This is a genomic window from Ruegeria sp. E8, from assembly GCF_056533985.1.
The window spans coordinates 127,302-141,159 of record NZ_JBQFOY010000002.1; the positions used below are offsets into that span (position 1 = coordinate 127,302).

8 protein-coding genes are annotated in these 13,858 nt (G+C 50.1%); 2 read left to right on the plus strand and 6 right to left on the minus strand.

What is annotated here, in order from left to right; all coding sequences use genetic code 11:
* Positions 1-887 precede the first annotated feature (887 nt).
* The gene (locus tag ACR0LF_RS04230) at positions 888-1,430 is read left to right on the plus strand and encodes a hypothetical protein (RefSeq protein ID WP_480575427.1); all 543 of its coding nucleotides are present in this window, start codon (positions 888-890) and stop codon (positions 1,428-1,430) included.
* 792 nt (positions 1,431-2,222) lie between these two features.
* On the opposite strand, the gene ACR0LF_RS04235 is transcribed toward ACR0LF_RS04230, so the two are convergent.
* The 5 genes from ACR0LF_RS04235 to ACR0LF_RS04255 all read right to left on the minus strand — a co-directional run bounded on the left by ACR0LF_RS04235 (position 2,223) and on the right by ACR0LF_RS04255 (position 6,928).
* Positions 2,223-3,155, minus strand: coding sequence for a hypothetical protein (locus ACR0LF_RS04235; protein WP_480575430.1), 933 nt, complete (start codon positions 3,153-3,155; stop codon positions 2,223-2,225).
* Between the two features lie 198 nt (positions 3,156-3,353).
* Complete coding sequence (locus ACR0LF_RS04240) at positions 3,354-3,596, minus strand: hypothetical protein (RefSeq protein ID WP_480856048.1); 243 nt, start codon at positions 3,594-3,596, stop codon at positions 3,354-3,356.
* A 4-nt stretch (positions 3,597-3,600) separates the two neighbouring features.
* Positions 3,601-4,377, minus strand: a complete 777-nt coding sequence (locus ACR0LF_RS04245) for a hypothetical protein (RefSeq protein WP_480575436.1) — start codon at positions 4,375-4,377, stop codon at positions 3,601-3,603.
* Positions 4,367-5,272, minus strand: a complete 906-nt coding sequence (locus tag ACR0LF_RS04250; RefSeq protein WP_480856050.1) for a hypothetical protein — start codon at positions 5,270-5,272, stop codon at positions 4,367-4,369. Before ACR0LF_RS04250 ends, ACR0LF_RS04245 begins: the two co-directional genes overlap by 11 nt.
* Positions 5,273-5,686: 414 nt before the next feature.
* A complete protein-coding gene (locus tag ACR0LF_RS04255) occupies positions 5,687-6,928 on the minus strand; it encodes a hypothetical protein (RefSeq protein WP_480627483.1) in 1,242 nt (413 codons plus the stop codon).
* Between the two features lie 1,076 nt (positions 6,929-8,004).
* Here ACR0LF_RS04255 and ACR0LF_RS04260 point away from each other — a divergent pair.
* Complete coding sequence (locus ACR0LF_RS04260) at positions 8,005-9,714, plus strand: ATP-dependent nuclease (RefSeq protein WP_480575445.1); 1,710 nt, start codon at positions 8,005-8,007, stop codon at positions 9,712-9,714.
* Positions 9,715-9,801: 87 nt separating this feature from the next.
* Here the strand turns inward: ACR0LF_RS04260 and ACR0LF_RS04265 are convergent, their stop codons facing one another.
* Complete coding sequence (locus ACR0LF_RS04265) at positions 9,802-13,776, minus strand: hypothetical protein (RefSeq protein ID WP_480575448.1); 3,975 nt, start codon at positions 13,774-13,776, stop codon at positions 9,802-9,804.
* Positions 13,777-13,858 lie beyond the last annotated feature (82 nt).

Consider the following 13,858-nt stretch of genomic DNA (forward strand, 5'->3'; position numbering starts at 1 on the left):
TCTTCGCACAGTTAGGTACTGCGAGTACGACTGTTACTGTAACGGAATCGGGCCGGTCAACCCGTACATGTAAGGGTGAGTCAGATTGACTCAGCTTGGGAATGGTAAGTTGAACTAGAAAAAGCGTCGGACTACCGAGGCAATAACCGCACGGTGACTTTAAGTTTCCCTTTGATCACTGTGGGTCAATGGAGGGTTTGTGGAAGGACCCTCCCGTCTACTCAACATGCAATGACCGCAAAGAGCCCAAATTTACCAATGCTGGGCGAAAGCACGAATATCCGGTAATCTGTGTGTCCAACGGGTAGGCTAATAATCCATTGGCTGCGACACATTAATGCCGTTATCCTTGAAAAGGTGGGAAGTCTACAAGGCCTAAACCATGTAAGCATGCTTGCATTCATATTTTGAGGGCATCGATGAAGCCCAGAAAATTTTTTCTTTGGACACTTGCCATCGCAGTTTGTCTTCCTGTGTTGGTCTTTGGAGTGTTGCCAACAAAGCGTTGGGCCAATGAAACAGGCGTTGAAGTGGGTTCCATACCCACCAACGGAGAGTGTAGCTCAACCATCTCTGGCGGAGATGGTACAATAGCATTTGAATGTGGGTCCCCGGATTGTGGCCCCGGTGAGCAATGCGGCCCGGTCATACCTCGTCCGCCATTTCCGAATCCAAGCGTCTGTATTCTGAACCCTGAACTCTGTAGCTTAAATTGCCCCGGGCCTGGCTGTGGAGGCGGTCCTACTTCACCTGACGACCGTTGCGTAAAACTCGGAGTGACTGGTCCGTGTTTAGACAGGGCACTTTTCTCCGATCTCGAAAGGGCTGAATACGCCTTCAATGCACCTCAAGAGATGGCGGTATCTGAACCGCAAACGATTGCCCTAGTGATCGACACAACAGGGCAGACTGATTTTTCGGCGGAGCTAATGGCGCTGCCAGGTGCCCCAGTCGAAGGTAAAACCCCTATATCTCTCATCATGGAAGCCGAGATTGTTGGTCCGGCGTTTGAAATCACCCCAAGCGGAAGACAAAGGCGTGAGTTGTCGAAATTGAATCCGACCCGTTGGGATTGGGAGGTTTCACCAAAGCGCAGCGGACAGCACCAACTGGAGGTTTCACTTTATGTTATTGCCACTAGCGCGGGAGAGAGCCTTGGCGAAGAAAAAGCGCTCGCGGAGCGAAAAGTCATCAACGTCACTGTTTCACGGCTAGACCGCTTGATCTCCTTTGCAGAGAAGACTGATCCACTCCGGGCTCTCATATTCGCGCTTGCCGTTGGTCTAGCTGGCTTGTTGACCTGGTTTGGCATCAAGAGTTGGAAAGACCTTTACGGCAGAAAGCCAGAAAAAGAGAAGCCGCAAAAAATCGAGGTTACGATCAAAAACGAAGTACAAAAGACTCAAGGCAATGAATCAGATAAGGCATAGGGTGCTTCTGGACCGATAGCGTGCAATTCAAGATAATTGCCTAAATCTTTGTTTCGTGGCGCGGAATCTGATTGCTGACATTCGTTGGCTCACACTCAACGGCAGCTAAGTCCGCACAGCGGAATTCAACTATTCCTTTGTCACTCCAGTAATGCAGAGGCATCTTTGTAAAACTCCAAGTCCTCACTCGGCACCCTCGCCAGAAACTCAAGCTCCCCACTCGCCCAACCATCTTCAAACGCTTGGTTCAACCGCCGCCTCTCAAGGTCCGACTTGGTGCATGGGTAAACCAAGCCGACTATGTTCTTGTACATGTGTCGCGCCCTACTCTCATCATCGCGGTAGAAAAACCGCATGTAGCCATCAACGGCACTAAAGATCATGCCACTTCGGTCATTACAGCTTCTCGTTTGATGACTTCGGTTCAGTTCCTTGTTGGCCTGGTCAAAAAGCTCAGGACCAAGGATGGACAATGCTTCGTCTGGCAGTGCGTCCAGAGAGCCCCTGAGAGACTCACTGAGCGGGGTTAAGGGTTTGGTGATAGGTTGGGACTCTGAGGTAGTTTGGGGTGGCTCTGAGTCCACTGAGAGTCCCTCAGTGGGAGTTTCTTCTTTCATAGTTTTCCTTGATCAAATGAATTCGATTCGGATGGGCGTTCTTTCCCAGCCGAAGTAGATGTGAGGCGAAATCAGAGGTGACTCGAAGGTCGGCTACGCGGGACCAATCCGCCGTTCAAATCGTACAACCCAACGTCCAAATTGAAAAATTCCAAAAAAACCTTGGCGCATTCGCCTACGGCGTGACAATGGAAAGCGTAGTCTCAAGCACTTGGTTTGCCATTCTACGGGCTTGTTCAACCGGCATGTCAATGAATGTTGGGTCCAAGTTGTTAGTGCTGACCGTCAGACGAGAGCCATTCCCAAATGGTTGCCAAACCCAGCACTGAGTTTTACTTCCATCTTCCGGTAATAAACAAACGGAACCTTCGGTCAGATCACCTAGCCGCTCTTTTTTAAGTGATCCTCCCTCTCTCCAGTAGGGCATTGGAAAGCCAGTCTCTGAATCTGGTGCGATCAGAACTTTCCCGATGTGGCGGTATGGAGAAGGGGAGTAACCGCTGCACCAGTTAGGCCCGTCATCACCCTCACAGACAGAGGTCAGGCGTGAGAAATTCGACGCTGGGTTTATCCAAACTACATCCACATCGATTGCTTGTTCGCCGCTACGGCTAATCCGGCAAATACGTGAATAGTCCGATTTCCTTTCCAACCTACCAAAATGGTTAATTTCATCCCCCTTCTCAAGGCGGGGGCGCAATTCTGGTGGAAGAATTAAGGTTTCATCGGCAATGACCACTTGAAGAGATTGTTCAAGACAGGTGTTTGGTACGTATTGGAGCCAAAGTACGTAGCCGGAATAGGTACTGGCAACGATAACTGGAACCGAAACAGAAATCGACCGAGAGACCCGCGCCAATCTCATGATGCTTCCCCAACCCGCGCCGACAATTAGTAGTGCGATGGATGGAACAATTGTGAGCATATACCCCAATCCGGCGTATTGGCCGGTTGGCGAAATAGACCACAAAAAAACAGCCGGAAGCGCCAATGCCACCATAAGAAGTGGAGCACGGACCCTCCATCGAAAACGAAACGCCACGGCTGAAAGAAGAGCCACACCCGCTAAGACAAGAGAGAAAACTGTAGGGTCGTTGAGCGGGAACATAACCGGGCACCTCTTCTCGGCAAGTTGCCTGAGGGTACTAACCAATGCAACCATTAGTCGAAAGGTCCCCGTTTCGCTCGCCGAAATATCCTTAGTATCTTAGATTAGCCGACACTGGTTGCATTGCACGAGACAGTAACATTGGGCTCAAAGCGGACCTTTGACTAGATGCCCCGAACCCTCTTTATTTCGCTAAACCTAAGTGTTGACGTCTACAGGGAAATCCAAGTCCGTATCGGGAATCTGGCTGGCATAGGACGTAGCCGGAACTCTAGGATCAATCGGTTGAACCTTATGTTCCTTGACCAGCTTAGCGGCAGTAGAAAGGTCGGTACCGGTGGCGGTACCTTCCTTGATCTTCCCAATCAGTTTGCGAACGAGTAACCCGTTGAGTTCTTCGAGTTCGTCTTGGGTAGCGTTTTTAATGCTCTCTGCATTCATGGGATCACGCATAGGGTTCATACAAATAGTTGAAGGCGTCGATTACTGAATCTCGTGACAGTTGACCAGTCGCGGCTTTGAACCAAACGTTCCGAACGATTGCTTGCTGATCGCGCGTACCGTTTTCTGCAAGATTTACGAGGAACTCAATTCGTTCACCTTCGAGGCCATCCCCCATGTTCAAGAAGTTCTGGATGACCTGACCTCCGACTTCTTGCATTTCATTGTACGCTTCTTGATAGCGCTGTTCGGAGACCCCCATTTTCTTGTCGAGAAACTCTATTCCGTCTTCACTCAACTCGCCGTTCTCGACAATGTTCTGGCCAATCATGTTTAGAACTTCACCGCCGTTCTGCCCAAAGGCCAACTCAAATTGGTCGCTAAGCAGCTTCGCTTCTTCTGGACGGTCATCCACGGGTTCGGCTTCTGGTGCATTCTCAACGTCCTGCTGGAAACTCTCTTGGGGTGAAGTAAACTGCCCGTCACTGATTGCACCGATGGATTGAGCCATCTCGTATTCCATCTCAACGCCATTGATCTTGACGATATCGTTGGGTCGGAGTTCACCCCCAGAGTGAACACGAACCCCGTCACGGATCACGACATCCAGATTGTTGTTGAACGCATGTTCGGGGATTGAAGTAGAGCCTTCTTTGAAGTGCCCCTTTGCTCGTTCCTCTGCGGTTACATCACGTGTAGTGGCGATGAAGTCATCCGAGTTGCGGAGATTGCTGTTTGGGACCGCTGCAATATCGTCAGCGCTAATGTTTTCAATTGTCATTTGTAGTATCTTCTTTCTTAGAATTTGTGAGTGTGAGGCCAAGAGCCTCGTGTGCCTTCGCAAGAAGGCGATGGTCGGAACACCACGCTTTGCCCATCGCATGATCGACAGCGCCGTGGAGTTCTTCGCCAATAGCTCGGACAATAGGTCCAGCTTTAAAACGGTTGATGGTGACCTTCTTCGTCACCTTTTCTGTGATAGGTCGGGGTTGGTTCTGAATAGGATCATCTGAGACATACCAAGGCTTCTCCCAACGGATGATCTTTTCCTCGGTCTTGGTCTTAGTGAACCCTGAGTTTGCCAAGACAAACTTACCTGCCCATGTATCGACAAAGAAGTTCCGCGTCTTGACTACCCCACGTTTACCCTCGGGCATCTGCCAGTGGAACTCTGACCAAAGACGACAGGCCATATACCTGACCATCGCATCAGACAGAGAGTTCTTCTCTCGGTAGACGTAGTTGGAGATTATCACCCAGGCTTTTGCCCGTTGGGTGTAACCCATGTCCCCCTCAAGCCCAAAGAAAGGCAGAGCATAGGCTGGGCTGTGCGTAATGGTGCGCTGGGCTGAACCCCAAGAGGACTTAAAGGATCGTTTGGCAAAGTCCGAGGTTAGATAGTCTTCTTCCAGCCAATCTTTGATCGCACCCTCTAGGGCTCTAAGTTCACCTTGGGTTGGCAATCGGCCTGTAGGGTGTCCGTACACACGGTTGCGCCGATAGTGAATTAGGCAATAACCAGAAACCTTTAAGCGATGACTTCCACAACCCGAAACTGAACAAAGCTTGGTCTCGTTTCTGGCTTCATATGCTTTTCTTCGCTGTTTGAGCGCTTCTCGTGACGCCTCGCTACGCCTCCCTGCCGGGATGGTAGACAATGGTAACTTAGCCATCATCGACCTCTCTTTTGAGGAATAACGAATTCAGCAACAACTTTCCGTTGTCCAACCGCTGAGCGTTTTCGGCAATCACTGAGACACCCACAGCCTCCAAGGCTTTCCGCCCCTCGCTACCCTCAGGGTAAACAAACGATTTGACCCCTGTACGCCAAAAGGAGTGAGACAGGTTAAGGTCGTTGCGAACTTGGAGCGGATGATAGGGACCAGCCTTAGCTAGTGAGAAATAGTCGACCAAAGTGGGAATGATCGATGAGTAATTTGAAACGTATTCCATTCGTGTTTCTCTAATTCTTTCATGCACTTATGTCGGTTCTCCCTTTTAAGGAAGACCTTCGTAAGCTATTGTAAATATTGATTTATTTGGAATGTTGAGGCCCCAACTGAGCCTCAACCCATGGCGACCCACAGATGTTATCGGGTAACCTTGAGTGCTTCTTCGGGTTCTGCATCTTCGTTCACCCACTCCAAAAACAACTTCCTCATCCGTCCACTAGGGAGCAACAAAGTCACAGTTGGGTCAGAGGTCGAAGATCGACATCGAATGCGAGAGCGATACAAGAATTGGAGTAGTTCAGATACGGCAAACTGCTCCTTAAAAGCTCGGTCATTTTCCTTATCCAGCCATTCCAAGATGGCCGGATGGACGAAGTAGTCGTACAGGCAAATGACCACTGAACAATGGCGGAACTTGTTCAACCCTCTCACGCCGGGGTTTACCCAACTGGCCCCAAACATCTTGGATGCCTTGGAAAATCCACTCGGAGTACCTTCATCAAAAACTGATCCGTTTCGACTGTACCAATTCTCCTTGGCACAACCGATCATAATCATTTCAAGAGGGATGCCTCTGAGCAGCCTCCCGCGTATGTTCTTCAATGCGTTCTGTACGCGCTTATAGATCTTCGCTCCCCCGCGTGGATTTGTCTGTCCGGTGTACGAAAAACTAAGATCAGCCAACGCTGGGATATCCCGTAGCGTGACCCAACGCCTAATCTCACGCCGCAACTTTGCTTCCTCAGCGAAATCCCGGTTGATTACATAGGGAACTTTAAGTCGCTCTAAGTATGCCGCGAGTGGCGAGCCCTTAGACATAAAGGTCATAATCGTTACTGAGTTCGCTGCCGTTAGAAGTTCCACCGGAATTGGAATGACAAACATATGTCGAGACTGTGTGACATATAGGAGCCCCGCTTTGGCAGCGTTTAGTAAGTCGGTAGTCAAAGTGTCTGAAACGTCACCCTGTCTTTCGGCCCATTTGGCTGTTGGTGTAACCTTTCCAGTACAGCGATCCACCACGGCATACCCATCTCGGACCAAAGCCTCCCAAGTACCTTTCTTGGGTCCTTGAGGGACTTTAAGGGGCTCTAACGTCTCATCAATGACAAGCGCGTAATCGGCCAACCATCCATCTTGATTGAGTTCGACAATTGAGGGGTAAAGAGCATGGGTTGTCACCACGTTCTTACCTTCTCGAATGAGGGTATGGAGATGATCACCTTTGGTTCGGCCAGAGTGGGCTACGGGTTGCTCGAAGTGAACACCCGCCGGGTTGTCGATGACATCTTGGCATTGTTCCAGGTACTCATGCACGACAAGGTACTTCGTGTTCGGGTCAAATCCTCTCAAGAGGGTCTGAGTCTTTCCGGTCCCCATGGGTCGATCATAGAACATAACTGGAGGGCGAGGCCCTTGAGTGTGTTTTGGTGGAAAAGCAAAGTTTGAATAGTCCATTGATATTATTGATAATGATAGGAAAGCAGGGCTGCGCCCCGCAGTCCGACACCAAATCACCAACGCGATTTGAAAGAAGCGATTGAATCACCGCTGTGTCGGAACATGAGTGGACATTTGGTCCACAACAACGACCCAAACAACGCTTAGAAGTGCGTTGTCTAAGTCAATGAGTATCTCGCTCATCGGTAGTAGAGTTCATGAAAAAAGAAAGAACAGGAAAGAACTCCGAGCGTAGTAGTCCATATGCAGTGTTAATTGATTGCCCCTCAGAGCCCACAGAAGGCCCCTCAGAGTCCCAGAGCGCACCACCCGCACCAACCCAACCAAAATCCAAAGGTGGACTCAGTGACTCTCTCAGCGGCCCTACGAGCATCCTCAACTCGGAACAGTCAGCGACCAACCACAAATTTAGTGGAACAATGATCCTGTTGGCTTGGGGTGTCATCAACCATCACAACACCCAAACCCGTACAACCCACACGTACAGATCACCGTATCTCACTGAAAGATATAAGGTTGCTACGAGTAACGATACCCGAAGCAGCGACCATCAGGTGTGTTTCCATACCAATTGAGCATCGGGTTCCCCTGCCCCGCCTCACAGTGGATCGAAGGTTGACGGTCGGTTGGTCTGGGTGGACGGTCGGCTGGACTGTGAGTGTGCTGTAAGGGTACCGGGGGGTAGACCGGAGCGGACCTACCGTTAATACCCTCACAGATTTTTTTTACAAAAGCCGCACAGGTCGGCTTGTTACCCAAATGCTGAAAGGTAAAGTCGATTTCAGTTTCGTCAAACAAGAACATGCCTAGATCAAAGACCACAATCCTAAAGCTGCAATCACAGGCAGGTAACATACGGAAACCGAACAGTAATTTCACCACTCTCCCAGCTTGCCCTTTGGCCTTGTGAATGGCAGGTTGAATGAAACACCGATCCGTCAACACTGTTCATCGTTCGGTGAATGCATGTCCGTAAATTTCTTTTGAGGTTTGTCTTGAAGCATCCGCTAGCAGGGTTTGAAGTCCAAGGAATCAATATCAAGTGTTTCGATGATTGTGGCAGTGGGTTTTTTCATTTCTCACCAATCAGCGTCGTCATCGGAAAGAACAACTCCGGTAAGTCAACCGTGGTCGACTTGATCGAAATCTGCATAGGTCAAACCTCAGGGGAACTGACTCGCGAGTCTCAAAGGAGGACAGGTGAAACACCTGCGATAGATATCAAAACAATCCCTACCGAACCTGAACTGAACAAGCAGTTTTCCACTGGTCGCGTTGGATCATACAAAACAGGTATGGATGACCATGAATTTGGACACATGTTTTTGAAACATCCACCAGTGTGGCGATATCACGGTACTGCGGATCCAAACTTAGTCGATGCATTCGGCTTCAAAGATACAGACCCTAATTACTTAAACAATGTTGCGCCAAGGCTCAAAGCTGTGAACAAGTGGTCGCTAGCCGGTAACACACTTCTACGCGTCGCCGCAGAGCGGAGTGTTCTACCAGAAGCGCGAAACCCACCCGACCCGAAGCCGAATGGGATCGGAATTACCAACCTAGTTCGCCACTTCATAAACAGCGATGCTCAACCAAGAGACGTCGTAGAGGTCGATCTCTTGAAAGACCTAAACGCTATCTATTCTGGGGATTGCGAGTTCACTTCCATCATTTGCCAAGAGAATGACAGTACACAATCGTGGGAGATATTTTTACGCGAGGAAGGAAAGGGCGACGTAAGGTTATCAGAGTCTGGCTCCAGCTTGCAGTCAGTATTCATAATCCTGTCTTATTTCCGGTTGGTACCACTTCTAAACAAAATACAATGGAGCGACTTGGTTCTGGCTATTGAAGAGCCGGAGAACAATCTTCATCCAGCACTACTACGGCGACTGATTGCATTTCTGGCGGAACGTCGAGAAGAACTTGGGTTCTCACTGGTAATCACTACACATTCGCCGGTTTGTATAGACTGGACCACTGCTCGAAATGACGCTTGTATTATCCACGTTACGCGAGAGGGAATTCGCTCGACATGTAGAAATGTCTTGGACTACGACGGTCGGACCAACATTCTGGACGATTTGGACGTCCGTGGTTCAGACATTTTGCAATCAAATGGAATTATTTGGGTCGAAGGCCCAAGTGACCGAATTTACTTAAAACGTTGGATCGATTTGGTGAGCGAAGGAACTTTGGTTGAAGGAGCCCACTATACTTTCATGTACTATGGAGGGAAAATTCTCAGCCACTTCGAAGCGGTGGCTACAGAAGAGCTTTCAAGTTTGGTTTCGATGGTAACGCTAAACAGAAACATAGCAGTCGTGATGGATAGCGACCGCAAGAGAAATACCAATGGGTCTCGCAAACCGCCAATGCGGTTAAACTACACAAAAATGCGTCTAAGGGACGAAGTTGCGGACAGGGGTGGTTTTTCTTGGGTCACTGCTGGCAAAGAGATTGAAAACTATGTTCCAATTAGAGTTTGGCAACGCCTAATAGGCGATGACTTCAAAGTAGCCGACGAATTCGTTGACCTACCAAACTTAAGCGCCGTCAGGTCCATCAAGTCAACCAAAGTCGAACTTGCTCATGTAGTCTGCGAAGCAACGGAAATCGAAGACCTCGAAGGTCATCTCGACTTGCTACCACAAATTCAAGAACTAGTCAGTCACATTAGGGTATGGAACTCGCTGGGTTGAAATCCTGAGATTGCAGTTTCAACGTGGCATCTCAAGATTTGCACTGCGCCCATCGGTGACAGGCGCAGTTTTCGCTTACGCTTTCAATTAATTCAAACCAAGAACCCGCTTACTAGCAGTATTCTCACGGTTTCTCTGCATTCTCTCAAAGAACGCCTGACGCCCCTTGAGTGCTGCAAAGCCCTTCGAATGGTTGTCCATCCATGTCTCTGTGGCTTGCTCGTAGTCCCGCTTGAGGTCTGCAATCACCTCGGCCTTGGTACCCGCAGTTCTCGTACGGTTACCCCAAGGTAACTCGTTGAATGCTTCATTTTCCGCAAGTTCCTCTAGGGCTTCACGATAAGTCTTACCATTGAGCTTCGTGGTGCTGAACACGTCCTGATACTGATCAAAAAGAGACCTCTTACCATCATCGGCTTTGTAGTCCCTCAAGTCCTCATTGCGGATGAAAGAGCCAGGACGCTTCAAGACGTACTGTCTACCAGTTGCCTCATTGGCCTCAATCAGCAGCTTCATTGCCTTGTCGGTGGACGCTGGTTTCCCAACGAACAAGTGGTTGCCAGCCAAGTCATCTTGATCAGTGTAAACGTAGGGCTCCCCAGTAAACTGGTTACGCTCTAGGTCAACTTCGTCCATGTTGATGACGGACGAGAAGTGACGGGCGAAGGCATCCAATGTTAGCGGCTCAGCTTTGTATTTGTGACCACTGTCATCTAGGGATTGATTGGCTTTCCTAAGGATGTTCGGGAAATAGCTTTCGGCCATAGTGTGAACCGGACGCTTCCAAGCCTCACCAGTTTCGAACGAACCACCAGTAGCCTTAACGAGACTTTCCAATCCCTCCATAAAGGAGTTGTTGGTCACAGCTTCTGAGAAGACATAAGCCATAGCGCCAATATGGGCTTGGAGCATTTCACCTTCTCGCTCGAATTCTCCCCTGTCCTTGCTTTCTTCGATCTTTCTCATTCGGACCATGGTGTTCGCAAAGAATTTCATGGGGAACGCAAAGGGCTCAAAGCGCTCGTAGCTATGCCATTCTCCATTGATGAAGATGCTGTAAGGCGGAATGACTTTCCGGCGCATCGCTGCATCGACGTAGTTTCGTTCTTCACCGCCTGTGATCTTACCCTCGGACACCAAAGCCATAGTCCAGCCAACAATGCTCAAACCCACGGCGTATTCACCAGCGGCTCTTGCCTGAGAAGCTTTACCGTTGTGGCCCATCAGGTCGTCCCAGAACTTAGAACTCCCATGTTTGCCTTGGGCAACATTTGCCACCTTAGAGGCAATGGCGATGCTCTCTCGAACTCCGGGTGTCATCCGAATTCCCTCATCAGTCAGGCGAAAGAAAATCCGCATAAAGGGAAACAGGAATCGTCCAGCCATAGAGCCGTTTGTAATCTCCGACGCTTTAGCCAACAGTTTCTCGCCATGGTATCGGCTGTTTGGATCGAACTGTTTCTGAAAGGTAACTTCCTGCGCCCTCGTAATAGCCAGCATGTCCAGCCCTGCCCCGGTCTCGGGGTCAAACGCTTTGTCCATCCTGTCTTTGATGAAGGTTTCCCTCTGGTTACCCTTGAGCCCCTGCAAGTCCGCATCGAGCGAAGCAGAAGCCCTCACCTCTCCACGGTAAGCCAACTGCTTGATGAACTGGTCAGTGCCAATCATCAAACGAGATGGGTAGGTCAGGATATGGTTCTTATAGACCGGATCGAGACGCTCAAATTGGGTGATGTCATCAAGGACCGGCTTCATCTGCTTATACGCTTCGATTGCGTAGGTCAGACTGTCTTTCATCCCTGTGGTCATCCCAATGATCTTCTGAGCGGCCATCTTGGTCATCTGCTTGTCACGCGAGATAGCACCCCAAGCCGCCTCATAGGCGATCCGAGAAGTCATCTGTGCGAATGACGACAAGAAGTTGGTTTCATGGGTTTTGATACCAGAGAGCATGGCGTTGTAGCGCCACTGTTCTAGACCCCTAAGAGCTTTGTTGAGGTTACCCTCATCCTCGATCTTAGCCTTGGCGTCTGCGAGTTGCTGCTTAGCTTTCGGGTTCAGGATTGTCCCTGACCTATGAGCTTCATCTCCCATCGCTCTGACGCGCTGGAAGGCCAGCACAGGGTCAACACCCTCTTTGGTGAGTTCCCGGTACCTCTCGGCCAGAAAGGCCCCGTTACCGCCGCCCTCAGTTTCCCTCAGGCGCTTTGTGATCTTCTTCTCGACTACCCTAGCTGCATCACGAACAACCTTCTTGGCTTGACGTTTGCTAAGCCCTTTGGCCTTCGCTTCATCCTCAGCTGCTTTTGCAGCCGCAGTGATCTCGTCATAGATGTTCATGTGACCGGCACGTTGGCCCAACAGTGCACCCGCAGCGGACCCTAGGTTCGCATTGAGCGCCTCAACTTCCATCGAAAGCTGAACCTGCTTGTGGAACATTTCCCTCAACACAGCCTCTTCATGAGGCGTGAGGCGTCCACTGTTCAGAGCAGCATCGACCAGACCAGCCATTCGGTTTGTCTGAGCCCTGAGTGACCTTGCGGCCATCTGCACGGCGTACGAGCGGAGACGGAAGTCAGCGATAGTTAGACTGTCAGCGTCTGCCCACTTCCTGAGACCTTTAATGTCTCCAGCATCTACCATCTTCAAGGCTTGCTGGAACGGTTTCATAAGAGCGCCTTGGAGTTGCTCTTTGGTGCGAATACCGTGTTCTGCGAGTGTATCTGTGGCGTTCTTTAGGTAACCCTTGGCTATATCCCAAGCGGAACCGGTGTCGATCACTTCCCGAGCAGCGTTCCAGATCTTCTCTGCACGGTCGATAGCCAGCTTGTGTTCCTTGGCGGAAACGATCGGTTTGGCCGGTTGACCGGTCAGGTCCTCCGCAGCAGCTTCGAAGCGTGGCGGGATGGACTCGATAGGGTCAGGAGTAACCTGTGCATCTTTGGCGATATCATCAGCCACTTTTGAAGGCGCGTTAGTCGGAGAAGTATTGTTGAGGGCAGAGCGGGACGCTCGTTTAACCTCGAAATGCCAGAGTTTACTTTGAGACGTCGCAGCTATCCTTGGATCAGGTTTGTTGGTCTTTTTGACCACACGAGACAAATCCTCCGCGTCAACCTTATCGATGATCTTCTTAACTTCTGTGGCGGCGTCATCAGGTTGGATTTTACCGGTACGAACATTCCTAAACACACGGGCGACACTCATCATCACAAGGTCAAGACCGATGCCAAGCACACCACCTTCTAAAGCACGTCTAAAGCGTTTCTCAGCCTCGGTATCATCTACATCATGCCTAAGATATTCATCGACAAATCTACTTTCGACACCGAAGTAATCGGACAATGCAGTAGATATCAAAGGGTCATCTTCATCAAAGGCACTGTAGTCAGTGACCATGCTAACGACCGATGCTAGAGCCAGTTTCCCCTTGGTTCCAGCTTCTGAAATAGTCTTCAACTTGGACGCTGCACCGACTCCGGTGAAGAACGGCGCAGCGAATTGCACAGCGCCTTCTGTCAGTTGACCCGTCAGTGTCTCAGGTTTTTCTATAGCTCCCCTGAGAACCGTATCAGCGTCCCACTCAACGCGGGACTCGGCGCTTTCTCGAGCCCACTCAGGGACTTCAATATCAGCATCTTCCAGTTGCTTAATGTAAGCTGGGTCGATGTGGCGGGAGTTGGTGAGAACTTCGCTTACCTCGGCAGCTGCACCGAAGAGGCCGCGCGTTGCGGCCCCCGGTAGTTCTGCGAGATGCTCAAAGAGACCATGGGGTTCCTCTAGGGTGCGGTAGTGTTCCGCCGCACCGGCTCCCCAGACATTGTCGAAGTCTTGATGAACTACATCACCTTCCTCAGCTTCTTTGAGGGCAGTAATCATGTTCTCATTTGGACCGGCTAAGATCATCTGAACGAGTTCCATATCGTTACCAGCAGTGGCAGCGATATCGGCCTGAACAGTCAGATCATCTTCGGCGTGTTTTCTGATGTTTTCGACCTCATCAAAGGTGAATTGGCCGTACCATTGATTTTCAAGCTTTCGGGTGTTTCTGTTGTCATTCATTCAATCTGTTTTCCTAAAATATTTCCTTGGTCGGCGCATTGAAATCGTTGCGCCTAAAAGTATGTTTCCCGGCTCAGCGACA